The following is a 23,143-nucleotide window of genomic DNA, read 5'->3' on the forward strand; positions in this document are numbered from 1 at the left end:
CGGCCAATGTGGGCCTGCATCGCGACGTACGCGTCCTGCTTGCTGTGGCTACTTAAGCACTCAGTCAGGAGGAGGAATCAACCGGCGGCTGTGGACGAGATGAAGCGTCTTGATAAAGCCTATTGCTACACAGTCCAGCGGTTGTGCATCTCCACCCTACACGTATCCCTGATAATTCGGGTGCTGCCGCGCGCAGAATCCGCAGCGGGTTGGCATTTACCGTGAGCTCTGAAAGGGGAGGTCACGCATCATGGCTAATTTAGGCGTTGTTTCCGAAGTGTTCGCTCGGGGTCATTCGCAGCTGACTGCACTTTGTGAACTGGCCGTGAATATGGGCTCGCGTGGCGAGTGAAAACTCTGCTTTGCGGCGTGATTCAGGCCTCATGTCACCTGCGCTCGTTACAGCTGAAAACTCCACCGTTACGTAGCGAAAGCCCCGTAGGACGGCCTCGCGTCCTGGTGAATTGCGTTGGTCAGGGCCGGTTTTTGACCGTTGGTCCGCTGTCCAGGCCGCTTTTGGCGACGTTCGCGACTATAGCAGTAATGATTAAGTGCTTCAATTCCATAAAAAATTGATATCATCCGCGCCATGACGACTACTGCCCCCCCGACCCCAGGCGTACAACTGCTTGAGGTCTCGCCGGAATATGCCGGCCAACGTATTGATAACTTCCTTCTCGCTCGGCTCAAAGGCGTGCCCAAGACCTTGATTTACCGCATTTTGCGCAAAGGCGAAGTGCGAGTGAACAAGGGCCGGATCAAGCCCGAATACAAGCTGCAGGCGGGCGATATCGTGCGCGTGCCGCCGGTTCGCGTGCCTGAACGTGACGAGCCGGTGCCCCTCGCCCAAGGGCTGCTGCAGCGCCTCGAAGCCTCGATTGTCTATGAAGACAAGGCGCTGATCGTGGTCAACAAGCCGTGCGGAATTGCCGTGCATGGCGGCAGTGGCTTGAATTACGGGGTGATCGAAGCTTTTCGCCAATTGCGCCCGGATTGCAAGGAGCTTGAACTGGTTCACCGTCTCGACCGTGATACCTCAGGCCTGCTGATGATTGCCAAAAAACGCAGCATGCTGCGTCACTTGCATACGGCACTGCGCGGCGATGGCGTCGACAAGCGCTACATGGCGCTGGTTCGCGGTAATTGGGCGTCTTCGATCAAGCAAATCCGTGCGCCGCTGGGCAAGAGCAACCTGCGCTCCGGTGAGCGAATGGTCGAGGTCGACGAGGAGGAGGGCAAGGAGTCTGTGACCGTGTTCAAGGTCCTGCGCCGCTTCGGTGACTTTGCCACCATGATCGAAGCCAAGCCGATTACCGGCCGGACTCACCAGATTCGCGTCCATACCTTGCACGCCGGGCACTGCATCGCCGGCGACACCAAATACGGCGATGACGATTTCAGCAAGGAAATCCGTGAGCTGGGCGGTAAGCGCCTGTTCCTGCACGCCTACATGCTGACCGTGCCGCTGCCTGATGGTGGCGAACTGAAGCTCCAGGCGCCAGTCGATGAAATGTGGGCCAAGACCGTGGAGCGCCTGAGTGCACCCATCTGATTACAAGCTGCTGATTTTCGATTGGGATGGCACGCTGGCCGATTCCATTGGTCGGATAGTCGAGGCGATGCATGTGGCATCCGAGCGATCCGGTTTTGAATTGCGCGATGATTTTGCCGTCAAAGGCATCATCGGCCTGGGGTTGCCCGAGGCGATCCGCACGTTGTATCCCGATATCGGCGATGCCGAACTGGTAGCGTTTCGTCAGCATTATGCGGACCACTACATCGCTTCGGAGGCAGTGCCGTCTCCGTTGTTCGAAGGGGTGGTCGAGTCGATCGAGGCGTTTCGTGCCGAGGGTTATCATCTGGCTGTGGCGACCGGCAAGGCGCGTCGCGGGCTGGATCGGGTGCTGAAGTCTCACGGTTGGGAAAATTACTTCGACATCACTCGTGCAGCCGATGAGACCGCCAGCAAGCCGCATCCGTTGATGCTTGAGCAGATTCTTGCCCATTGCGAGGTTCGCCCGGAGCAGGCGTTGATGGTTGGCGACTCGTCTTTCGATTTGCAGATGGCGCGCAATGCCGGCATGGATTCGGTGGCTGTCAGCTATGGTGCCCAGTCGATCGAGGCGCTGAAGTTGTTCGAGCCGCGGCTGGCCATTGACCGCTTTTCAGAATTGCATGCCTGGCTGAGTCAGCGGGCTTAATAAGTTTTTGCCGGGGTGGATAGTATGGCCGACGAATGGAAAGCGCCTGCCAGGGCGAGCGCAGAGAGCGGTGACGAAAAAAGCTGGAAGCTGCTGGAAAAAACACTGCTGGCTAGTGTGCAGGAGCAGCGCCGGTCCCGTCGTTGGGGCATTTTCTTCAAGCTGCTGACCTTCGTGTACCTGTTTATTGCGCTGGCGCTGTTCTCGCCATTGATGGACATGGAAAAGGCGGCCACTCGCAGCGGTAACTATACGGCGCTGATTGACGTGACCGGCATGATCGCCGACAAGGAGCCGGCCAGTGCTGACAACATCGTGGGCAGCCTGCGTGCCGCCTTCGAGGATGACAAGGTCAAGGGTGTCATCCTGCGTATCAACAGCCCGGGCGGAAGTCCGGTGCAGTCGGGTTATGTCTATGACGAAATCCGCCGTCTACGCGGCCTGCACCCGGATACCAAATTGTATGCGGTGATCTCCGATCTCGGTGCTTCCGGTGCTTACTACATTGCCAGTGCTGCCGATCAGATCTACGCCGACAAGGCGAGCCTGGTGGGCTCCATTGGTGTGACTGCGGCGGGCTATGGCTTTGTCGGTACCATGGAAAAGCTGGGTGTCGAACGTCGCACCTACAATGCCGGCGAGCACAAGTCGTTCCTCGATCCGTTCCAGCCACAGAAGCCTGAAGAAACCGCCTTCTGGCAGGGTGTGCTCGATACGACTCACAAACAGTTCATCAATAGCGTCAAGCAAGGCCGTGGCGACCGTCTGAAGGACAAGGAGCATCCGGAGCTGTTCTCCGGGCTGGTCTGGTCCGGCGAGCAGGCACTGCCACTGGGGCTGATCGATGGCCTGGGCAATGCCAGTTCGGTTGCGCGTGATGTGATCGGCGAGAAAGAGCTGGTGGACTTCACCGTTCAGGAATCGCCGTTCGATCGCTTCTCCAAGAAGCTGGGCGCCAGCGTTGCCGAGCATTTGGCCATGTGGATGGGGTTTAGCGGTCCATCGTTGCACTAACGGTCCGGTTGCACAAAAGATCGCAGCCTTTGGCAGCTCCTGCAGGTGGATGTGAATCCTCGTAGAAGCTGCTGAAGGCTGCGATCTTTTGCTTTCAGGGGATTGGCACGCCTTCGGCCAGCAACATGTCCACGAGTCGGATCAATGGCAAACCGATCAGGCTGGTGGCATCAGGGCCTTCTGTGCTCTCGAACAGGCTGACCCCCAAGCCTTCGGCCTTGAAGCTGCCAGCGCAATCGTAGGGCTGTTCCGCGTGCAGATAGCGTTCGATGCGTGCCGTGTCGAGTGTGCGCATGTGTACGGTGAAGGGCACCCAATCGACCTGGCAATGGCCGGTTTGGCTATTGAACAGGGCCAGGCCGGTCAGAAAGCTCACGCTGGCGCCGCTGGCGGCCAGCAGTTGTTCGCGGGCTTTTTCGAAGGTGTGGGGTTTGCCGATGATCCTGTCGCCCAGCACGGCAACCTGGTCGGAACCGATAATCAGGTGAGCGCCATGGCTGTCGCTCAGTGCCCGTGCCTTTGCCTCGGCGAGGCGTTTCACCAGATCGACGGCGGACTCGCCAGGGCGATGGCTTTCGTCGATGTCTGGTGAGCTGCAGATGAACGGCAACCGCAAGCGGGCCAGCAAATCCCGGCGATAGACCGAGCTGGAAGCGAGTAATAAAGGCAGCATGGGTATCTCCTGAAGGCAGGTTCGGATTCTAGCGGAGCCTTGCAAGTGACGGACAGGGCTGAATTTCCTTTGACATGGGCGGGTGCATCCCTATAATGCTGCGCCTATGTTGAATGACCCGATTCCACCTCACGTTGACCCGCGCAAATTGGCTGACCGTGGCACCACCCTCCAAGGTGAAATGCTGCTGGCCGATTTGGAGAGACTCTGCGACCCGCTTTCCGACAATGTCGGTACGGTGCAGGCTAAATTCGTTTTTGAACGAGATGAACGTAAATCTGTGGTCATCCACAGCTTTATCGACACTGAAGTCAAAATGGTTTGCCAGCGTTGTCTTGAGCTGGTCACCCTGCCGATCCATAGCGAATGCAGTTATGCTGTGGTGAAGGAGGGTGCGAATACCCAGTCGTTGCCGAAAGGTTATGACGTGCTGGAACTGGGCGAAGATCCATTGGATCTGCAGTCACTGATCGAGGAGGAGCTTCTGCTCGCCTTGCCCATTGTGCCTGCTCATCATCCGGAAGAATGCCAGCAGCCGGCGGGAGCAGATGAGCCCGAACCGAGCGAGGACGAGGTAACGCGGTCCAACCCGTTCAGTGTATTGGCGCAGTTAAAGCGTGACCCAAACGTTTAGGAGTTAATCAATTATGGCTGTTCAGCAGAACAAAAAATCCCGCTCTGCCCGTGACATGCGCCGTTCGCACGACGCTCTCGAGGCTAGCACCCTGTCTGTAGAAAAAACCACCGGTGAAGTTCACCTGCGTCACCACGTATCGCCAGAAGGCGTATACCGTGGCCGTAAAGTGATCGACAAGGGCGCTGACGAGTAATCACTTGTCCGCTCAAGTCATCGCGATTGACGCAATGGGCGGGGACTTCGGTCCCCGCAGCATTGTTCAGGCCAGCATTGCTTGTCTGTCTGCTACGCCCTCGTTGCATCTGACCCTCGTCGGTCAACCCTCCCTCCTTGAAGAATTGATCGCTGGCCAATCGGCTGTGGATCGCGCGCGCTTGTCGATTGCACCGGCGTCCGAAGTCATCACCATGGATGAAAAACCTGCACAGGCCCTGCGCGGAAAGCCCGATTCGTCGATGCGCGTGGCGCTTGAGTTGTTGCGCGACGGCAAGGTCCAGGCCATTGTCAGTGCCGGCAATACCGGGGCGCTGATGGCGCTGTCGCGATTCGTGCTCAAGACCCTGCCGGGGATTGACCGGCCAGCTATGGTTGCAGCGATTCCGACGCAGAAGGGTTATTGCCAGTTGCTCGATCTGGGTGCCAATGTCGATTGCAGCGCCGAGCATCTGCTGCAGTTTGCGGTGATGGGCTCGGTTGCAGCGGAAACCCTGGGCATCGTTCGTCCGCGCGTGGCATTGCTGAACATCGGCACCGAAGACATCAAGGGCAACCAGCAGGTCAAGCTGGCTGCAACCTTGCTGCAACGCGCACGTGGTATTAACTACATCGGATTCGTCGAAGGTGACGGTTTGTACCGTGGCGAGGCGGATGTGGTGGTGTGCGACGGTTTTGTCGGCAACATCCTGCTCAAATCCAGTGAGGGGCTGGCGACCATGATTGCCGGGCGCATCGAGGCGTTGTTCAAGAAGAGCCTGCCGTCGCGCATGGTCGGTGCATTGGCTTTGCCGCTGATGAAGCGTCTGCAGGCCGACCTGGCGCCTGCGCGGCATAACGGTGCCAGCTTCCTCGGGTTGCAGGGTATCGTCGTAAAAAGCCACGGTTCTGCCGGGGTGCAGGGGTTTCAGAGTGCAATTTCCCGTGCCTTGATCGAGATTCAGGAAAACCTGCCGCAGCGTATTCACGGTCGTCTGGAGGATTTGTTGCTTTAGGCGTTTTCGTCGGACAATGCTTAAATGTGACCGCTCAATTCATTTGGCCATCCAACTGTCAGTTTCTTGCGTCCCCCCAAGCGGGACGTCAATTCTCCGACGACAAGATCATTAGGGGCTTGTTACATGTCTGCTTCCCTCGCATTCGTCTTTCCAGGACAGGGTTCGCAGTCCCTCGGCATGCTGGCCGAGTTGGGCGCGCAACATCCGGTTGTCCTCGAAACATTCAAAGAAGCTTCCGATGCTCTGGGTTACGACCTGTGGGCACTGACCCAGCAAGGGCCGGAAGAGCAACTCAATCAAACCGATAAAACCCAGCCGGCCATCCTGACCGCCTCGATCGCCCTGTGGCGCCTGTGGCTGGCCGAAGGTGGCGCGCGCCCGGCTTACGTTGCCGGTCACAGCCTGGGTGAATACAGCGCACTGGTCGCGGCGGGCAGTCTGAGCCTGGGCGATGCGGTGAAGCTGGTCGAGCGCCGTGGTCAACTGATGCAGGAAGCCGTACCGGCAGGACAAGGCGGCATGGCTGCCATCCTGGGGCTGGAGGATGCCGACGTCCTGGCGGCCTGCGCCGAAGCGGCGCAAGGTGACGTGGTCAGTGCCGTCAACTTCAACTCCCCGGGCCAAGTGGTTATTGCCGGTGCCAAGGCTGCGGTCGAGCGCGCCATCGAAGGCTGCAAGGCTCGTGGTGCAAAGCGCGCCATGCCGTTGCCCGTCAGCGTGCCATCCCATTGTGAATTGATGCGTCCGGCGGCCGAACGTTTCGCCGAATCCATCGCCGCAATCGACTGGCAAGCGCCGCAAATCCCAGTGGTACAGAACGTCAGTGCCGATGTGCCGGCTGATCTGGAAACCCTCAAGCGCGACCTGCTTGAGCAGCTTTACAAGCCTGTTCGCTGGGTCGAATCGGTCCAGGCGCTGGCAGCCAAGGGCGCGACCAATCTGGTCGAGTGCGGCCCTGGCAAAGTGCTGGCTGGCCTGAACAAACGCTGCGCCGATGGCGTATCGACTTCCAATCTCAATACCCCAGATGCTTTCGCTGCCGCCCGCGCAGCGCTGGCCTGAATCAGGAGAAACTTGCATGAGTCTGCAAGGTAAAGTTGCACTGGTCACCGGTGCGAGCCGCGGTATCGGCCAGGCTATCGCCCTGGAACTGGGTCGTCAGGGTGCCATCGTTGTCGGCACCGCGACCTCTGCCTCGGGTGCCGAGCGCATTGCCGCCACCCTCAAGGAAAACGGCATTCAGGGCACTGGCCTGGAGCTCAATGTCACCAGCGACGAATCCGTGTCGGCTGTGTTGGCGAGCATCCAGGAGCAGTTCGGCGCACCGGCGATCCTGGTGAATAATGCCGGTATCACCCGCGATAACCTGATGATGCGCATGAAAGACGACGAATGGTATGACGTCGTCGATACCAACCTGAACAGTCTGTATCGCCTGTCCAAGGGTGTTTTGCGCGGTATGACCAAGGCCCGTTGGGGACGAATTATCAGTATTGGTTCGGTTGTGGGTGCCATGGGCAACGCAGGCCAAGTAAACTATGCCGCCGCCAAGGCCGGTCTGGAAGGTTTCAGCCGTGCGCTGGCACGTGAAGTCGGTTCGCGTTCGATTACGGTCAACTCGGTGACCCCAGGGTTCATCGACACCGATATGACTCGCGAACTGCCGGAAGCGCAGCGTGAAGCCTTGCAGACGCAGATTCCGCTGGGTCGTCTGGGGCAAGCTCAAGAGATCGCGTCTGTGGTCGCTTTTCTTGCATCCGACGGTGCAGCCTACGTGACCGGGGCTACAATCCCGGTGAACGGCGGGATGTACATGTAAGTTAAATGTGACGGATTGCTTCAAAAAAATGTCATACGAGCTGTCTAAAATCCGTTATAAAGCTGCAATCTATTTATAGGCAGAGGGTCACCGGGTTTGAGGAGTGAAGCTTTCAGTTGAAAAGCTGAAAAGTCTTTCTATACACTTACCCACTGGCCAGCTGCCTGAATTTGTCCATTAGGAGTGAAAACAAGGTATGAGCACCATCGAAGAGCGCGTCAAGAAAATCGTTGCCGAGCAACTGGGCGTTAAAGAAGAAGAAGTGGTCAACACCGCTTCCTTCGTTGAAGACCTGGGTGCTGACTCCCTTGACACCGTTGAGCTGGTGATGGCTCTGGAAGAGGAATTCGAGACCGAAATCCCTGACGAAGAAGCCGAGAAGATCACTACCGTACAAGCTGCAATCGACTACGTTACTAGCCACCAGGCGTAATAGTTTGTAATCGTTGCTCGCTGTCATGGAAAAAACCGCACTGCCACTTGGCGTGCGGTTTTTTCTTTAGGCCTGATGCAAAGTCGTCATTTGAAAAAAGGAGAGTGCTGTGTCGCGTAGACGCGTCGTAGTCACCGGTATGGGTATGTTGTCGCCACTGGGCACGGATGTGCCGAGCAGTTGGCAGGGCATTCTGGCTGGCCGCAGTGGCATTGGTCTGATCGAACACACCGACCTTTCTGCCTATTCCACCCGTTTTGGCGGCTCGGTAAAGGGCTTCAATGTCGAGGAGTACCTGTCGGTCAAGGAAGCTCGCAAACTCGACCTGTTCATTCAGTACGGTCTGGCCGCAGGCTTTCAGGCAGTACGCAATGCCGGCCTGGAGGTCACTGACGCCAACCGTGAGCGCATCGGCGTTGCCATGGGTTCGGGTATCGGCGGCCTGACCAATATCGAAGAAACCAGCCGCACGCTGCACGAGACCGGTCCACGACGGATTTCTCCTTTCTTCGTGCCTGGCTCGATCATCAACATGATTTCCGGCTTCCTGTCGATCCATCTGGGTGCACAGGGGCCCAACTATGCCATCGCCACGGCTTGTACCACCGGTACACACTGCATTGGCATGGCTGCCCGCAACATCATGTACGACGAAGCCGACGTGATGATTGCCGGCGGTGCCGAGATGGCGGCCTGCGGTCTGGGCATGGGCGGCTTCGGTGCCTCCCGTGCACTGTCGACCCGTAACGACGAGCCAACCCGTGCCAGCCGTCCATGGGACAAGGGCCGTGATGGCTTCGTGCTGTCCGATGGCGCCGGTGCGCTGGTTCTGGAAGAGTTGGAACACGCCAAGGCCCGCGGCGCGACCATCTATGCCGAGCTGATCGGCTTCGGTACCAGTGGCGACGCCTACCATATGACTTCGCCGCCAGCCGATGGCGCGGGTGCTGCGCGTTGCATCACCAATGCCTTGCGCGATGCGAAGATCAATGGCGACCAAGTGCAATACATCAATGCCCACGGCACTTCGACTCCCGCAGGCGATCTGGCCGAAGCCAATGCGATCAGGTCGGTGTTTGGCGACCACGCCTACAAACTGGCAGTCAGTTCGACCAAGTCCATGACCGGTCACCTGCTGGGTGCGGCGGGTGCGGTCGAGGCGATCTTCAGCGTGCTGGCGATCAACAGCCAGGTAGCGCCACCAACCATCAACCTTGATGAGCCGGACGAAGGTTGTGATCTCGATTTCGTACCTCACACCGCGCGCAACATGGATATCGATGTGGTTCTGTCCAACTCCTTCGGTTTTGGCGGTACCAATGGCTCGCTGGTGTTCCGCCGGTTCGCAGGCTGATGGACACCTGGGTCGATGGTCAGCCGGCTGACGCTCTGTCGCTGAAAGATCGCGGCCTGGCTTATGGCGATGGTCTGTTCGAGACCATTGCCGTGCATGATGGCTTTCCAGTCCTGCTGGATCGTCATCTGGTGCGGCTGGCCAGGGGCTGCCGGCGGTTGGCTATCAATCTGGATCATGCTGCTGTGGTCGCGGAAGTGTTGACCTATGCCGAGCAACTGAACGAAGGTGTACTCAAACTGATCGTTACCCGTGGCGACAGCCTGCGTGGTTACGCTTTCGATCCTTCGGCCCAGGCCCGTCGTATCCTGTCGGGCAATCCTCCTGCGGTTTACCCGGCCGTCCATGCAGAGCAGGGCATTCGCCTGTTCCCGTGCACCACACGACTTTCCTTTCAACCCCTTCTCGCCGGGCTCAAGCACTTGAACCGTCTTGAACAGGTGATGGCGCGCGCCGAATGGCAGGACACCGAACATGCCGAAGGCTTGATGCTCGATCAGGCCGGTCGCGTGATCGAGGGCGTGTTCAGTAACCTGTTCATGGTGCGTGACGGCGTGTTGATCACAGCGGATTTGAGCTGCTGCGGTGTAGAAGGTGTGATGCGTGCCGAGTTATTGTCTCAGGCCGAATCTTTGGGCATCCCCATACAAATCACCGATATCTCGCTTGAGCAGCTGCAAGGCGCTGACGAAGTCTTTGTCTGCAACAGCGTGTATGGCGTTTGGCCGGTGCATGCCTATGCCGCACTGAGCTGGCCGGTTGGGCCGCTCACCCGTAAACTCCAAACCATTGCCCGTGCGCTACTGGATGCTTGATACGTGAGACGTAAATTCTTGCTGCTGCTGGAAACCGGACTGGTTCTGGCGGGGCTGATGTTGGGCGCTTCCGCCTGGAAAATTCATTCGGCGCTGGTCCAGCCACTGAACATAACCCAGGAAAAGCTGCTGGAGGTGCCCAAAGGCACCACGCCCAATCGCACTTTCCTGCGACTCGAAGCCGATGGCGTCATCAAGGACGCTTTCTGGTTGCGGGTGTACTGGCGTTTCAACCTGCCTAAACAGCCACTCCACAGCGGCGAATACCGCATGGTTCCCGGCATGACCGTCGAAGGTCTGATCGAACTGTGGAAGCGTGGGGAAATGGTGCAGTACAGCGTGACCCTGGTCGAGGGCTGGAATTTCCATCAGGTCCGTGCAGCCCTGGCCAAAGAGGAAAAGCTCGAGCATACCCTTGCCGGCTTGAGCGACAGCCAGGTCATGGACAAGCTCGGCCACACCGGGATTTTCCCCGAGGGGCGATTCTTCCCCGACACTTACCGCTTCGTGCGTGGCATGACCGACGCCGAGTTGCTGAAAACAGCTTACGACCGCCTCGACGAAGTGCTTGCCAAGGAATGGGATCAGCGCTCGGCCGATGTGCCGTACACGGAACCCTATCAAGCGCTGATCATGGCCTCGCTGGTGGAGAAGGAAACCGGCGTGCCGCAGGAGCGTGGGCAGATTGCCGGCGTGTTCGTGCGGCGCATGGCGATCGGCATGCTGTTGCAGACCGATCCGACGGTGATCTACGGCCTCGGTGATCGATACAGCGGAAAGTTGACTCGCGCCCATCTCAAGGAGCCGACGCCGTACAACACTTATGTGATTGCCGGTCTGCCGCCGACTCCTATTGCGATGGTCGGTCGCGAGGCAATTCATGCCGCACTGAATCCCGTGGCGGGCAACAGCCTTTATTTCGTTGCACGCGGTGATGGCAGCCACGTGTTCTCCGATGACCTGGACGCCCATAACAACGCCGTGCGAGAGTTCCAGCTCAAGCGTCGCGCCGATTATCGCTCCAGCCCGGCGCCGGTCACCGCACCTGAAACACCGCAAACCCCGGCTGAGGAATCCCGGCTTGGGGAGTCCGAATCCCAGGCGCGGCAAACTCAGGCTGAACAGGATCAGACACCGATCCCGGCCGCTTCGCCCGATACCGCGCCCGAGGCTCTGCCGTCGGTACCGCCGCAAGAACCCGCGCCTGAACCTGCACCTGCGTCCGCCCCCGAGCCGGAAGCAAACGCCCCGAAAAGCCCGCAATGACTCTGACTAAGGACTGCCTGTGACTGGCTTGTTTATTACTCTTGAAGGCCCCGAAGGCGCTGGCAAGAGCACCAATCGCGAATACCTCGCCGAGCGCCTGCGTGCCGCCGGGATCGAGGTTGTGCTGACCCGCGAACCGGGTGGTACGCCCCTGGCCGAGCGCATCCGCGAAGTGCTGTTGGCGCCGGTCGACGAAGTGATGAATCCGGACACTGAATTGCTGTTGGTGTTCGCTGCACGTGCACAACACCTGGCCGAGGTGATTCGCCCGGCACTGGCCCGCGGTGCCGTGGTCCTGTGTGATCGTTTTACCGATTCTACCTACGCTTACCAGGGCGGCGGCCGCGGCTTGTCACTGGAACGTATTGCCACGCTGGAAACCTTCGTTCAGGGCGATCTGCGTCCCGACCTGACCCTGATCTTCGACCTGCCGGTTGAGGTGGGCCTGGCCCGAGCCAGTGCCCGTGGACGCCTGGATCGCTTCGAATTGGAGGGTCGGGCATTCTTCGATGCCGTGCGCAGTGCCTTCCTCAAGCGTGCGGCGGCGGAGCCGGCACGTTACGTGCTGATCGACGCCGCGCAACCGCTGGCACAGGTTCAGCAATCGCTGGATGGTTTGTTGCCGCGTCTGCTGGAGTTGACCCGTGGCTGAAGCCTATCCCTGGCAGGACGGTTTGTGGCAGCAGTTGGCCGGTCGTGCGCAGCACGCTCATGCCTATCTGTTGCATGGCCCGGCCGGGATCGGCAAACGGGCACTGGCCGAGCGCTTGATGGCCAGTTTGCTGTGCCAGCGCCCAACCGCTCAGGGTGCGTGTGGCGAATGCAAATCCTGCCTGTTGCTCAAGGCCGGCAGCCACCCCGATAACTACATTCTGGAACCTGAAGAGGCCGACAAGGCGATCAAGGTCGATCAGGTTCGCGATCTGGTCAGCTTCGTGGTTCAGACCGCGCAACTGGGCGGGCGCAAGGTGGTGTTGATAGAGCCGGTCGAGTCGATGAACATCAACGCCGCCAACGCCTTGCTCAAAAGCCTGGAAGAGCCGTCAGGCGATACGGTATTGCTCCTGGTCAGCCATCAGCCCAGCCGTCTGTTGCCGACCATCAAGAGCCGCTGTGTGCAACAGGCTTGCCCGCTGCCGAGTGAAGCCATGAGTCTGGCCTGGCTGGCCAAGGCACTGCCGGACTGCTCGGAAGAAGAGCGCATCGAATTGCTGACCCTGGCTGCCGGTTCGCCATTGGCCGCCGTCAACCTGCACGCCCAAGGCGTGCGCGAGCAGCGCGCACAGGTGGTCGATGGGGTGAAGAAGCTGCTCAAGCAACAGCAATCGCCGACGCAACTGGCCGAAGGCTGGAATGCGATTCCGTTGTTGCTGCTGTTCGACTGGTTCTGCGATTGGTCGAGCCTGATCCTTCGCTATCAATTGACCCAGGATGAAGAAGGGCTCGGGTTGACGGACATGCGCAAGGTGATTCAATACCTGGCGCAGAAAACCGGGCAGGATAAGGTCCTGAACATCCAGGACTGGATCCTCGCCCAGCGCCAGAAAGTGCTGAGCAAGGCCAACCTCAATCGGGTGTTGTTGCTGGAGGCGCTGCTGGTGCAATGGGCGTCTTTGCCTACCCAGAGATAACCGTTCACGCCTAGACTCTGAGCATCAGCCGTGGAGGTCAGCATGAATGAACCCGTCAGCTCCGGGCCGCGCAATGGCATTTTGTCCCTGACCATCCAGGACAAGTCAGTGCTGTACGCGGCCTACATGCCGTTCATCAAGAACGGTGGCCTGTTTATCCCGACCAACAAGAGTTACAGGTTGGGCGATGAGGTATTCATGCTGCTGCACTTGTTTGACGAGACGGACAAGATCCCCGTGGCCGGCAAGGTCGCCTGGGTGACCCCGAAAGGCGCCCAGGGTAACCGCGCCGCTGGCGTCGGCGTGCAGTTCAATGAAGGCGACGACACCGCGCGCAGTCGAATCGAAACCTACCTGGCCGGAGCCCTGAAGTCCGACCGTCCCACTCATACGATGTAAGTTGCAGCCCTTTTATGCTCGTAGATTCCCATTGTCACCTTGATCGCCTCGACCTTGCCGCCCATGACGGCTCCCTGGATGCTGCCCTCGATGCGGCCCGCCAGCGCGGGGTAGGGCACTTCCTGTGTATCGGCGTCAGTGCCGACAACGCCGCCGACGTCAAAGCCCTGGCCGAGCGCTATGACGATGTCGATTGCTCGGTTGGTGTGCATCCTCTGGATGTGCAACCCGGTGCGGCGCCTGCGCTGGATTGGCTGTTGCAGGAGCTCAATCATCCGCGCGTGGTCGCCATCGGTGAAACCGGCCTGGACTACCACTACGAGCCGGAAGCGGCAGCGCTGCAGCAAGCGTCCTTCAGATTGCACCTGCAAGCCGCGCAGCAGACCGGAAAACCGGTCATCATCCATACCCGTGGCGCCCGCGCCGATACCTTGAACCTGTTGCGTGAAGCGGCGCTGCCCCAGGCGGGCGTACTGCATTGCTTCACCGAGGACTGGGACATGGCGAAAGCCGCTCTGGACATGGGGTATTACATTTCCCTCTCCGGGATTGTCACATTCCGCAATGCGGACGCGTTGCGTGATGTGGCGAGCAAGGTGCCGGCCGACCGCTTGCTGGTGGAAACCGACTCACCGTACCTGGCACCGATCCCGCACCGTGGCAAGCCGAACCTGCCGCAGTACGTACGCGAAGTAGCGGAATTTCTGGCAATGTTGCGGGGTGAGACCTATGAGCGATTTGCCGAGCAGACGACGGAGAATTTCAAGCGGCTGTTCCCGCTGGCACATGTGAAAGGTTAAATCGCAGGCAAAAAAAACCCGGGTTCTGGGGGGTGAATCCGGGTTAAGACCATTAGGAGTAAAACAATGGTACGCGGTCCGTTGGTACCAATATCGGCGCGACACTTGGGGGAGATGCCCCGCCGACAGTTCAAGTATTGATCAGTATTTCACCCAGTCCAGTTTGTCGGCCCCGGTTTTTAAACAAATTTGGAATACGGGCGCTTCAGAAGAGTTCTCATCCAGTGGCGACCCTGCGGGAAATCATCAAGAAACACAGATATGGTCGGATGATCCGTGCATTTTTGCGCAATTTAGGCATAATACGCGGCTTCGAATTTTGACCCCTACAGACCTTTTCTTATGCATAAAGAACCTCGTAAGGTCCGTGAGTTTCGTCGCCGCGAGCAAGAAATTCTCGATACCGCGCTCAAGCTGTTCCTCGAACAAGGTGAAGATAGCGTCACCGTCGAGATGATCGCTGATGCCGTCGGTATCGGCAAAGGCACGATCTACAAGCACTTCAAATCCAAGGCCGAGATCTACTTGCGCCTGATGCTCGACTACGAGCGCGATTTGAACGAGTTGCTGCACTCCGCCGACGTCGACAAGGACAAAGAAGCCCTGTCCCGCGCCTATTTCGAATTCCGCATGCGCGATCCGCAACGGTATCGCTTGTTCGATCGCCTGGAAGAAAAGGTGGTGAAGGGCAACCAGGTGCCGGAGATGATCGAGGAACTGCACAAGATCCGTGCTTCGAACTTCGAACGCCTGACCTTGCTGATCAAGGGCCGGATCAGCGAAGGCAAGCTCGAAGACGTGCCACCTTACTTCCATTACTGCGCGTCCTGGGCGTTGGTGCATGGTGCCGTGGCGCTGTACCACTCGCCGTTCTGGAGCAATGTGCTGGAAGATCAGGAAGGCTTCTTCCAGTTCCTGATGGACATCGGCGTGCGCATGGGCAACAAGCGCAAGCGCGACACCGACACCCCGAGCAGCTGAGCCATTCAGCAGCCTGATGGCGCCATTATTTCGCTACTTGGCGCCTTACCGCAGGAATATACTCAGGCGTGGGACTTGCTAAAACTTGATTTGTCAGTCAATTTTTAGCGGTCCGAATATTCTTCCGCCGGAGTGATCATGATCGTTGATCGTCAAGGCAGGCGTTTTCGCAATTTGCGAGTCAGCCTGACCTCAGCCTGCAATTACGCCTGTACCTACTGCGTGCCCAACGGGAAGCGGCTGGTAGCTGCGCAGGATGAGCTGTCGGCCGAAGCCATGGCGCGCGGTGTGGCCTATCTGATCGAAGCCGCGGGCATCGAGCGCTTACGCATCACCGGTGGTGAGCCGCTGGTCAGCCCGAAACTCGAAGCCTTTATGACCGCTGTCGGACAGATGGGGCTGGAAGACATCAGCCTGACCACCAACGGTCAATTGCTGGCGAAAAAGCTGCCGTTGCTGGTGGACGCTGGCATTCGGCGCATCAACGTTTCCCTCGATACCCTGGACGCCAGTGCATTCCGCGGCATTGCCCGTGGCGGCGATCTGGCCACTGTGCTCGACGGTATGGTTCAGGCCCGTGCGGCCGGCATCAAGATCAAGGTCAATATGGTGCCGTTACGCGGTCAGAACCTCGATCAGGTGATGCCGCTGCTCGATTACTGCCTGGAGCGTGGCTACGAGTTGCGCTTTATCGAACTGATGCGCATGGGCCACCTGGCCAGCGACTCCAACGCTTTCCTGCAACAGTTCGTCAGCCTTCAACAGTTGCTGAGCCTGATCGGCGAACGCTATGAGTATCTGCAGGCTGATGCGCCGGTGGATGCGACGGCGGTGCGTTATGAAATTCCGGGACTGGGGCATTTCGGCGTGATCGCCAACGAAAGCGTGCCGTTCTGTCGTACCTGTTCCCGTTTACGCCTTTCTTCCACGGGATGGCTGCATGGCTGTTTGTCGTCGAGCAACCGCCACTATATCGGCGATTTGCTGGACAAACCGCGTCATCAGGCATTGCCTGCCCTGCAGAGACTCTTGGTGAAAGCCTTGGGTGACAAGCAGGAAGTGGCGTTTTCCGGTGGTGCCACCGTCATGAAGATTATTGGCGGCTGATCGGGCCTCATCGCGAGCAAGCTTTGCTCCCACAGGATTGGATTAGGTCACAAAAACTGTGGCCGCTCGAAATCCTGTGGGAGCAAGGCTTGCCCGCGATTGCATTTCACCTGCCGCCGAAGATCACGAGCTGGCGCAAAATCTGCATCCAATGGCCATTCGCCGGTTTTCCGTCACCGGCCTCTGGAGGATAGGATGCGTAGCCTGGTTTTGCTGCTGGCCGTTTTGGCGCTCGGTGGCTGCATGAATGTCAGCGATATGGCCGAAGGGACTCGCTACCATATGAGCGACGCAGGTCTGCTGGATCATAGCGACAGCCGCCGCGTGAATAATCTGCGCATTCAGCCGGACTCGTTTGTCTACATTGCCCAAGGCGCCTTTGTGCCGCCGGGCAGCGCGATTTATCCTCGACCTAACGTGATCGCCGAAGTCGCCTTCGACGGTTTTGTCGAATACTTCCCGATGGTCCGCCGCGCGCACACGCCGGAAGGTCTTGACCAGGCCATGAGCGAAGCCCGTGCGGTCGGAGCCCATTACTTGCTCTATACCCGTTTTGCCAAGTCCGATGACCGTATCGGCAACTCGGATGAGTGGCTGGATCAGGAAGCCCTGGATCGCCTCGGCATCGACACCGGTGTGATTCAGATCATGTTGATCGAGACCAGCACCCAGTATTTGATTGATACTGCACGTATCAAGAGTCGTGGCGGTTTGCTGACGTTCCACGATGAAAAACCAGAAGACCTGATGGGCCCGCCGCTTGAGCAATATGCTCGTGGCCTGTTAGGGCTCAGTGACCAGTAATCCAAGGAGATCGCCATGAGTGGCCCGCAAAAAGCCAACGACCTGTTGGGGCAAATCCCCAAAACCAAAGGCTTGCCACCGGTCCACCTGTGGAACCCCGACTTTTGCGGCGACATCGACATGCGCATCGCCCGCGACGGCACCTGGTATTACCTGGGCACGCCGATCGGGCGCAAGCCGATGGTCAAATTGTTCTCCACCATCATTCGCCGCGACGGCGATGATTACTTTCTCATTACCCCGGTCGAGAAAGTCGGCATCAAGGTCGACGACGCACCCTTTGTGGCGATTGCACTGGAGGTGTCAGGCGCGGGCGAGGCGCAAGTCCTGCGTTTCACCACCAACGTCGATGAGACCGCCGAGGCCGGTGCCGAGCACCCGATTCGCGTGATGATCGATCCCGACACTCAAGAGCCGGCGCCTTATGTGCATGTGCGCAGCAACCTTGAAGCGTTGATACATCGCAACGTGTTCTATCAGCTGGTGGAACTGGCAGTGAGTCGTGAGATCGACGGGCAGCGTTGGCTCGGTGTTTGGAGCGGCGGCGAGTTCTTCCGCATCGGTCTTGAGCCCTGACACATAACCCTGTGGGAGCTGCAGATCAGTCAATGCAAATGTCGGCTGATGCACCGCCTTCGCTGGCAAGCCAGCTCCTACAGTCCGCGTTACAGCCACTATTGGCTTCCCCCCTTCCGTCACTTCCCCCCAAATATCCCTTGCCCGCCCCAACCCGATTCGGGTATCAATTTGTACATGATTAGACAGGTACGATTCGACAAGAAACAACGGGTGGTCGACGAACTCATCCGGCGCATTGAAAGCGGTCTACTGGAAGACGGTTTTCATCTGCCGGGCGAGCATCAGTTGGCTCAAGAATTCAAAGTCAGCCGAGGTACTTTGCGTGAAGCCCTGGCCGAATTGAAACGGCGCAACTACATCGCGACGCAAAGCGGGGTGGGCTCCATCGTCACGTTCGACGGTGTGGCGCTCGACCAGCGCAGCGGCTGGGCCCAGGCCCTGGCCGACAGCGGCGCGCTGGTCAATACCGAAGTGCTGCGGCTGGAGGCGGTGACCCGTCCTGACCTGCTGCCACGTTTCGGCACCGACCAATTCATCACCCTCGACCGTCGTCGCCGTTCCAATGACGGCACGCTGGTTTCCCTCGAACGTTCATTGATGCCCGCCACCGGAGGCCTGGAAAGCCTGCCGCGGGTCGGTTTGATCGACAACTCCCTGACCATCACCCTGGCCGCCTACGGCTATATCGGTGAACGCGGCGATCAATGGATCGGCGCCGAACCCTTGAACGCCGAAGACGCCGAATTGCTGGGGCGTCCGGTCGGCACGGTGTTCCTCAAGGCCTTGCGCACCACCTACGACCGGCAAAACCGCTTCATGGAGCAGGTGGAAAGCTTGCTCGATCCTGTGCATTTCCGTCTGCACCTGCAATTTGGAACGATGAGATGACTGCGTTCAATCGTGCCTTGGGCGCGTTCTACGGCCTGGCCCTGGGCGATGCGCTGGGTATGCCGACTCAATCCCTGAGCCGCGACGAGATCAAGGCGCGCTTCGGCGAAATCATTGACCTGCAGGACGCCGGTCCCCATCAGCCGATTGCCGCCAACATGCCCAAGGGCTCGATCACGGACGATACCGAGCAGGCAGTCCTGGTTGGCCAGCTGTTGCTCGACGGCAAGGGCCGGATCGAACCGGCGCTGCTCGCCCGGCGGCTCATCGAGTGGGAAGCCGGGATGCAGGCCAAGGGCTCGCAGGATCTGCTCGGCCCTTCGACCAAACGCGCGATCGAGATGATCCTCGCGGGCCATTCGCCGGAAGAGGCGGGGCGCTATGGCACCACCAACGGCGCGGCAATGCGTATCACACCCGTCGGGATTGCCGCGGACGTGGCCGATCCCGAACGCTTCATCGACGCCGTGGTGCAGGCCTGCCAGGTCACCCATAACACCACACTGGGCATTTCCAGCGCGGCGGCGGTGGCGGCGGTGGTCTCGGCCGGAATCAACGGCCTGGACCTGGGCGAGGCGTTGAACCTCGGCCAGCAAATCGCCCAGCAAGCGCAAAGCCGTGGCCACTGGGTTGCCGGTGGACGCATCGCATCGCGCATCAGCTGGGCGCGGACCATCAGCGTCGACAGCGACAAGCGGATGCTCGCCGATTTGCTGTACGACGTGATCGGCACCTCGGTGGCTTCCCAGGAGTCGGTGGTCGTGTCGTTTGCCCTGGCCCAGCAAGTGGCCATCGGTGAAATGAATGCCTTCGAAGCGCTGTGCATGGCGGCGAGCCTGGGGGGAGACACGGATACCATCGCGGCGATTCTGGGGGCGATGCTGGGGGCTTGCCTGGGGCTCGAGTGTTGGCCGGTGGCGATGATCGAGAAGGTCAAGGCCGTCAATGATCTGGAGCTGGAGCCGTTGGTGCAGGGGCTTTTGGCTTTGCGCTGACTGGACTGGCGTCTTCGCGAGCAGGCTCGCTCCCACAGGGGGGACACCGTACTTGTGGGAGCGGGCTTGCTCGCGAAGGGTGCACCGCCGATTTAATTTGATATCCCGCAATGGAAAGCACCAACAAGGCCAGGACGGCCGGTATGTTGAGTCGATTTCCCTCATTGCCCACAACCACAAAAAATGGCAACAGGAGCATTTTTCATGAGTTCATCGAACGCCGGGCAAAACGCCGGGCAACTGGAAACCCGTGGCATCGAGCCGGTGCCGGAAGCCGAATGCAAGGGGCATCCGTTGCAGCTGTTCTGGGTCTGGTTCGCGGCCAACATTTCCATCCTTGGCCTACCGTTGGGCGCGACCCTCGTGGCCTTTCGCGGGTTGGCGATCTGGCAGGCGATCATCGTCGCGATCCTTGGCGCTGCGGGTTCTTTCGCCGTGGTCGGGATCATCTCCATCGCCGGTCGTCGTGGCCGCGCTCCAAGCCTGACGCTGTCACGTGCCATCTTCGGCGTGCGCGGAAACATCGGCCCGACCCTGGTGTCACTGATGTCACGCCTGGGCTGGGAAACCGTCAACACCACCACGGCCGCGTTCGTGCTGCTGTCGCTGTGCTCGATCCTGTTCGGCTCGCCGGTGGAAGCGAAAAGTGCGCCACTGCTGACGCTGGTGTTCATCGCGATTTTCGTGCTCCTGACCTTGTCGGTGTCCGGCCTCGGTCACGCCACCTTGCTGGTGATTAAGAAGTGGGCGACATACGTATTCGGCGCGCTGAACATCCTGGTCGGCGGCTTCCTCTGCGCCACCATCGACTGGAGCGCGGTGTTCAACGCCACGCCTGCGCCAATGAGCGCGATGATCATCGGTATCGGCACCATGGCGGCTGGCACCGGGATTGGTTGGGCCAACGCCGGCGCGGACATGTCGCGCTATCAGCACCGCAGCGTCAAAGCCGTGCGCCTGGTGGCGTCGGCGGCATTCGGCGCGGGCATTCCGCTGGTCCTGTTGATCACCCTCGGCGGCCTGCTGTCGGTAGGCAACAACGACCTGGCCCAGGCTACCGACCCGATCATCGCCATCCGTGACATGTTGCCGACCTGGATGGCCGTGCCGTACCTGATCACCGCATTCGGTGGCCTGCTGTTGTCGAATAACCTGTCGGTGTACTCCGCCGGCCTGACCACGCTGACCCTCGGCCTGAAGGTCAAGCGTGTCTACGCGGTGGTGGTGGATATCGTCGCGATCTTCGCCGGCTCCATCTACTTCATGCTGATCGCAGACAGTTTCTACGGTCCGTTCATTACCTTCATTTCGCTGCTGGCGGTGCCAATCACGGCGTGGGTCGGGATCTTCGTCGTCGACCTGATTCATCGTCATTATTACAGCCCCGTAGATTTGCTGGACGTCAGCCCGAGCAGCGCTTACTGGTATCGCGGTGGCGTCGAATGGCGCGCGTTCGGTGCCTGGGCGGTGGCAATCGTGCTCGGTTTCAGCTTCACCACCATTGGCACCACGGCGGAAAATGTCTGGTTCAAAGGCTTTCTGTCCGACTCCTGGTTGGGCCATAACGGCCTCGGCTGGATCGTGACCTTTGTGGTCGCCGGCGGGATTTACTTTGTACTTGGCGGGGCGAAGGATCGTCGCGCTGCGCGGGTCGAGAATGCTCATGCCTAAGATGTTGTATACCGGCCAGGTCATCATCGACCTGGTCATGGCTGTGGATCAGCTGCCGCAAGCAGGCGGTGACGCGCTGGCGCAGTCCGCCAGTTTCGAGGCGGGCGGCGGCTTCAACGTGATGGCCGCCGCGCAGCGTAATGGCTTGCCGGTGGTCTACCTCGGTCGCCACGGCACAGGGCGTTTCGGCGACCTGGCCCGCGCAGCGATGCTCGCCGAAGGCATCCACATCGGTATCGCTCATCCCGCCGAGCGCGATACGGGGATATGCGTGGCGATCACCGATGCTTCAGCCGAGCGCAGTTTTGTGTCCTACATCGGTGCCGAAGGCGAAGTGACGGCCCAAGACCTGGCCAGCGTACCGGCCGAGGCGGGGGATTATGTCTGCGTCAGTGGTTATAGCCTGCTGCATGTCGGCAAGGCACAGGCGCTGGTGGACTGGGTGCTGGACCTGCCGAGCGACATCAACGTGGTGTTCGATCCGGGGCCGTTGGTGGATTCGCCGGATGCGCCGTTGATGAACGTCTTGTTGCCGCGCATCAATTTGTGGACCAGCAACAGCGTCGAGGCGTTGCGGTTTACCGGGGCGTCGGACATTGGTGAAGCGCTGGCTCGCCTGGCCGGGCATCTGCCGGCCAAGGTGTTGATGGTGGTGCGCGACGGATCGCAAGGTTGCTGGATCAGTCAGGGTTCCGAGCGTCGACATGTGCCGGGCTTCAAGGTCGAAGCGGTAGACAGCAATGGCGCTGGTGATGCCCATGCCGGGGTGTTTGTGGCGGGGTTGGCGCACGGGTTGTCGGCGTTCGATGCGGCACGTCGGGCGAATGCGGCGGCCGCGTTGGCAGTGACTCGGTGGGGGCCTGCGACTTCGCCGGGGGCTGCTGAGGTGGACGAATTAATCAGGAAGACCTTCGGCGCCTGATCCATCGCTTTCGCGAGCAGGCTCGCTCCCACAGGGGATCTGTGAACGACACAAATCCCTTGTGGGAGCGAGCCTGCTCGCGAAGGGGCCCAAAAATTCAACACATGAATCTGGCTCTATCCAGCCTTGCGTAACGCCTCGATCAACTCCTGTTTACGCATGCCGGACCGCCCCGGAATATCCTTCGCCCGCGCCTCCTTTCTCAAACTGTCCACGGTCTGCGTATCACGCGAAGCCTGGCTATTGCGCGAATGCCCTTTGCGGCTCGCCACCGCGCGTCGTGCCGACTCCTTGCGGTCTTGCGACTTGGCGCTGGCCGGCTTCTTGCGGCCCGAACCACCGGCCCGTTCGCCGCCTCCAGACTGCTTGTTGACCGTGGCCCAGGCCCGCGCTTCGGCTTCGTCCTTGGACACGCCTTTGCGCTCATAACTGTCTTCGATGTGCTCGGCCTTACGTTTCTGCTCGGCGGTGTATTTGTCTTTGCTTCCACGAGGCATGGGATTTCTCCTGGCTTATGTTGGCAAACCCGATTACTGGCTCACGCCGCCTTCGGAGTCCGAACCACCGGTAGTGGTTTTCGAACCGATGCCAGAGCCGGCGTTATCGGGTGTTCGAGTATCCGGCAGGTTCAAACCGCCCTGACGGCCCGCGTCATTGCCTTGAGTCCGCGGGTCGGTGCCGGTGGACGGTGGCAGGCTACTATCGACGCCCGTGCCATTGGTGTTCATGCCGGGGGCGCTCTGGATGGCGGGTGCCTTGGGGCTTTCGACCGGGTTGGTCGGGCCGGTACCGGACGTGTAGGTCGCGGCGATTGCGAGCGGGGACAGCAGGACGGCGAGGGTGAGGGCGGTCAGCCGGGACAAGATCATGGAGGTGTCTCCCTTGATTTAGAGTCCTTACCTGATGTTGGTCCGCCCCCGTTTCGAATTGGTGCCTGATGAAC

The 23,143-nt window shown here is 59.6% G+C and carries 27 protein-coding genes; 24 read left to right on the plus strand and 3 right to left on the minus strand.

Annotated features, from left to right (window positions below; all coding sequences use genetic code 11):
* The first annotated feature begins 589 nt into the window (after positions 1 to 589).
* The 3 genes from rluC to LAB08_RS06875 are packed head-to-tail and all read left to right on the plus strand — an operon-like array spanning position 590 to position 3,215.
* The gene (rluC, locus tag LAB08_RS06865) at positions 590 to 1,552 is read left to right on the plus strand and encodes a 23S rRNA pseudouridine(955/2504/2580) synthase RluC (protein WP_096512922.1); all 963 of its coding nucleotides are present in this window, start codon (positions 590 to 592) and stop codon (positions 1,550 to 1,552) included.
* Positions 1,539 to 2,201 carry an HAD-IA family hydrolase gene (locus tag LAB08_RS06870; RefSeq protein ID WP_096512921.1) on the plus strand — a complete coding sequence of 221 codons (663 nt, stop codon included), beginning with the start codon at positions 1,539 to 1,541 and terminating at the stop codon, positions 2,199 to 2,201. Before rluC ends, LAB08_RS06870 begins: the two co-directional genes overlap by 14 nt.
* A 24-nt stretch (positions 2,202 to 2,225) precedes the next feature.
* Entirely contained in the window at positions 2,226 to 3,215 is a 990-nt protein-coding gene (locus tag LAB08_RS06875; protein WP_096512920.1) for a S49 family peptidase, read from the plus strand.
* Positions 3,216 to 3,309: 94 nt separating this feature from the next.
* Here the strand turns inward: LAB08_RS06875 and LAB08_RS06880 are convergent, their stop codons facing one another.
* Complete coding sequence (locus LAB08_RS06880; RefSeq protein ID WP_096512919.1) at positions 3,310 to 3,888, minus strand: Maf family protein; 579 nt, start codon at positions 3,886 to 3,888, stop codon at positions 3,310 to 3,312.
* Between the two features lie 106 nt (positions 3,889 to 3,994).
* On the opposite strand from LAB08_RS06880, the gene LAB08_RS06885 reads away from it, so the two are divergent.
* The 21 genes from LAB08_RS06885 (at position 3,995) to LAB08_RS06985 (ending at position 22,200) form a co-directional block, all read left to right on the plus strand.
* The gene (locus LAB08_RS06885; RefSeq protein ID WP_007942001.1) at positions 3,995 to 4,522 is read left to right on the plus strand and encodes a YceD family protein; all 528 of its coding nucleotides are present in this window, start codon (positions 3,995 to 3,997) and stop codon (positions 4,520 to 4,522) included.
* Positions 4,523 to 4,535: 13 nt separating this feature from the next.
* Positions 4,536 to 4,718 carry a 50S ribosomal protein L32 gene (gene rpmF / locus LAB08_RS06890; RefSeq protein ID WP_003179396.1) on the plus strand — a complete coding sequence of 61 codons (183 nt, stop codon included), beginning with the start codon at positions 4,536 to 4,538 and terminating at the stop codon, positions 4,716 to 4,718.
* Positions 4,719 to 4,722: 4 nt separating this feature from the next.
* The gene (gene plsX, locus LAB08_RS06895) at positions 4,723 to 5,733 is read left to right on the plus strand and encodes a phosphate acyltransferase PlsX (protein ID WP_096512918.1); all 1,011 of its coding nucleotides are present in this window, start codon (positions 4,723 to 4,725) and stop codon (positions 5,731 to 5,733) included.
* A 126-nt stretch (positions 5,734 to 5,859) separates the two neighbouring features.
* Entirely contained in the window at positions 5,860 to 6,798 is a 939-nt protein-coding gene (gene fabD, locus LAB08_RS06900; protein WP_096512917.1) for an ACP S-malonyltransferase, read from the plus strand.
* Positions 6,799 to 6,814: 16 nt separating this feature from the next.
* Positions 6,815 to 7,555 carry a 3-oxoacyl-ACP reductase FabG gene (gene fabG, locus LAB08_RS06905; RefSeq protein WP_096512916.1) on the plus strand — a complete coding sequence of 247 codons (741 nt, stop codon included), beginning with the start codon at positions 6,815 to 6,817 and terminating at the stop codon, positions 7,553 to 7,555.
* Between the two features lie 196 nt (positions 7,556 to 7,751).
* A complete protein-coding gene (gene acpP / locus LAB08_RS06910) occupies positions 7,752 to 7,988 on the plus strand; it encodes an acyl carrier protein (RefSeq protein ID WP_003175607.1) in 237 nt (78 codons plus the stop codon).
* Between the two features lie 109 nt (positions 7,989 to 8,097).
* On the plus strand, positions 8,098 to 9,342 hold the full coding sequence (fabF, locus tag LAB08_RS06915; RefSeq protein WP_096512915.1) for a beta-ketoacyl-ACP synthase II: 1,245 nt from the start codon (positions 8,098 to 8,100) through the stop codon (positions 9,340 to 9,342).
* Complete coding sequence (gene pabC, locus LAB08_RS06920) at positions 9,342 to 10,157, plus strand: aminodeoxychorismate lyase (protein WP_096512914.1); 816 nt, start codon at positions 9,342 to 9,344, stop codon at positions 10,155 to 10,157. The genes fabF and pabC overlap by 1 nt, the downstream gene beginning before the upstream one ends.
* 3 nt (positions 10,158 to 10,160) lie before the next feature.
* Entirely contained in the window at positions 10,161 to 11,423 is a 1,263-nt protein-coding gene (gene mltG, locus LAB08_RS06925) for an endolytic transglycosylase MltG (protein WP_096512913.1), read from the plus strand.
* Between the two features lie 19 nt (positions 11,424 to 11,442).
* Complete coding sequence (gene tmk / locus LAB08_RS06930) at positions 11,443 to 12,075, plus strand: dTMP kinase (RefSeq protein WP_096512912.1); 633 nt, start codon at positions 11,443 to 11,445, stop codon at positions 12,073 to 12,075.
* Positions 12,068 to 13,054 carry a DNA polymerase III subunit delta' gene (locus LAB08_RS06935; protein ID WP_096512911.1) on the plus strand — a complete coding sequence of 329 codons (987 nt, stop codon included), beginning with the start codon at positions 12,068 to 12,070 and terminating at the stop codon, positions 13,052 to 13,054. The genes tmk and LAB08_RS06935 overlap by 8 nt, the downstream gene beginning before the upstream one ends.
* Positions 13,055 to 13,096: 42 nt before the next feature.
* Entirely contained in the window at positions 13,097 to 13,453 is a 357-nt protein-coding gene (locus tag LAB08_RS06940; protein WP_096512910.1) for a PilZ domain-containing protein, read from the plus strand.
* Positions 13,454 to 13,467: 14 nt separating this feature from the next.
* A complete protein-coding gene (locus tag LAB08_RS06945) occupies positions 13,468 to 14,253 on the plus strand; it encodes a TatD family hydrolase (protein WP_096512909.1) in 786 nt (261 codons plus the stop codon).
* Between the two features lie 342 nt (positions 14,254 to 14,595).
* Positions 14,596 to 15,234 (plus strand): TetR/AcrR family transcriptional regulator, encoded by a 639-nt coding sequence (locus tag LAB08_RS06950; RefSeq protein ID WP_034149949.1) that lies wholly within the window; start codon positions 14,596 to 14,598, stop codon positions 15,232 to 15,234.
* A gap of 138 nt (positions 15,235 to 15,372) precedes the next feature.
* Entirely contained in the window at positions 15,373 to 16,341 is a 969-nt protein-coding gene (locus tag LAB08_RS06955) for a GTP 3',8-cyclase MoaA (protein WP_096512908.1), read from the plus strand.
* A 195-nt stretch (positions 16,342 to 16,536) separates the two neighbouring features.
* Positions 16,537 to 17,145 carry a DUF4823 domain-containing protein gene (locus tag LAB08_RS06960; protein WP_096512907.1) on the plus strand — a complete coding sequence of 203 codons (609 nt, stop codon included), beginning with the start codon at positions 16,537 to 16,539 and terminating at the stop codon, positions 17,143 to 17,145.
* A gap of 15 nt (positions 17,146 to 17,160) precedes the next feature.
* Complete coding sequence (locus LAB08_RS06965; RefSeq protein WP_096512906.1) at positions 17,161 to 17,721, plus strand: DUF1285 domain-containing protein; 561 nt, start codon at positions 17,161 to 17,163, stop codon at positions 17,719 to 17,721.
* A 177-nt stretch (positions 17,722 to 17,898) separates the two neighbouring features.
* Positions 17,899 to 18,612: a GntR family transcriptional regulator gene (locus tag LAB08_RS06970; protein ID WP_096512905.1), complete on the plus strand. Its 714-nt coding sequence runs from the start codon at positions 17,899 to 17,901 to the stop codon at positions 18,610 to 18,612.
* On the plus strand, positions 18,609 to 19,607 hold the full coding sequence (locus LAB08_RS06975) for an ADP-ribosylglycohydrolase family protein (RefSeq protein WP_096512904.1): 999 nt from the start codon (positions 18,609 to 18,611) through the stop codon (positions 19,605 to 19,607). Before LAB08_RS06970 ends, LAB08_RS06975 begins: the two co-directional genes overlap by 4 nt.
* A 204-nt stretch (positions 19,608 to 19,811) precedes the next feature.
* Complete coding sequence (locus LAB08_RS06980; protein WP_096512903.1) at positions 19,812 to 21,278, plus strand: purine-cytosine permease family protein; 1,467 nt, start codon at positions 19,812 to 19,814, stop codon at positions 21,276 to 21,278.
* Positions 21,271 to 22,200: a PfkB family carbohydrate kinase gene (locus LAB08_RS06985; protein ID WP_096515529.1), complete on the plus strand. Its 930-nt coding sequence runs from the start codon at positions 21,271 to 21,273 to the stop codon at positions 22,198 to 22,200. The genes LAB08_RS06980 and LAB08_RS06985 overlap by 8 nt, the downstream gene beginning before the upstream one ends.
* A 116-nt stretch (positions 22,201 to 22,316) precedes the next feature.
* Here the strand turns inward: LAB08_RS06985 and LAB08_RS06990 are convergent, their stop codons facing one another.
* Positions 22,317 to 22,697 (minus strand): Rho termination factor N-terminal domain-containing protein, encoded by a 381-nt coding sequence (locus LAB08_RS06990; protein ID WP_096512902.1) that lies wholly within the window; start codon positions 22,695 to 22,697, stop codon positions 22,317 to 22,319.
* Between the two features lie 33 nt (positions 22,698 to 22,730).
* Positions 22,731 to 23,069: a hypothetical protein gene (locus LAB08_RS06995; protein WP_096512901.1), complete on the minus strand. Its 339-nt coding sequence runs from the start codon at positions 23,067 to 23,069 to the stop codon at positions 22,731 to 22,733.
* Positions 23,070 to 23,143: the final 74 nt, after the last annotated feature.

The sequence above is a fragment of the Pseudomonas izuensis genome, assembly GCF_002356535.2.
GTDB lineage: Bacteria > Pseudomonadota > Gammaproteobacteria > Pseudomonadales > Pseudomonadaceae > Aquipseudomonas > Aquipseudomonas izuensis.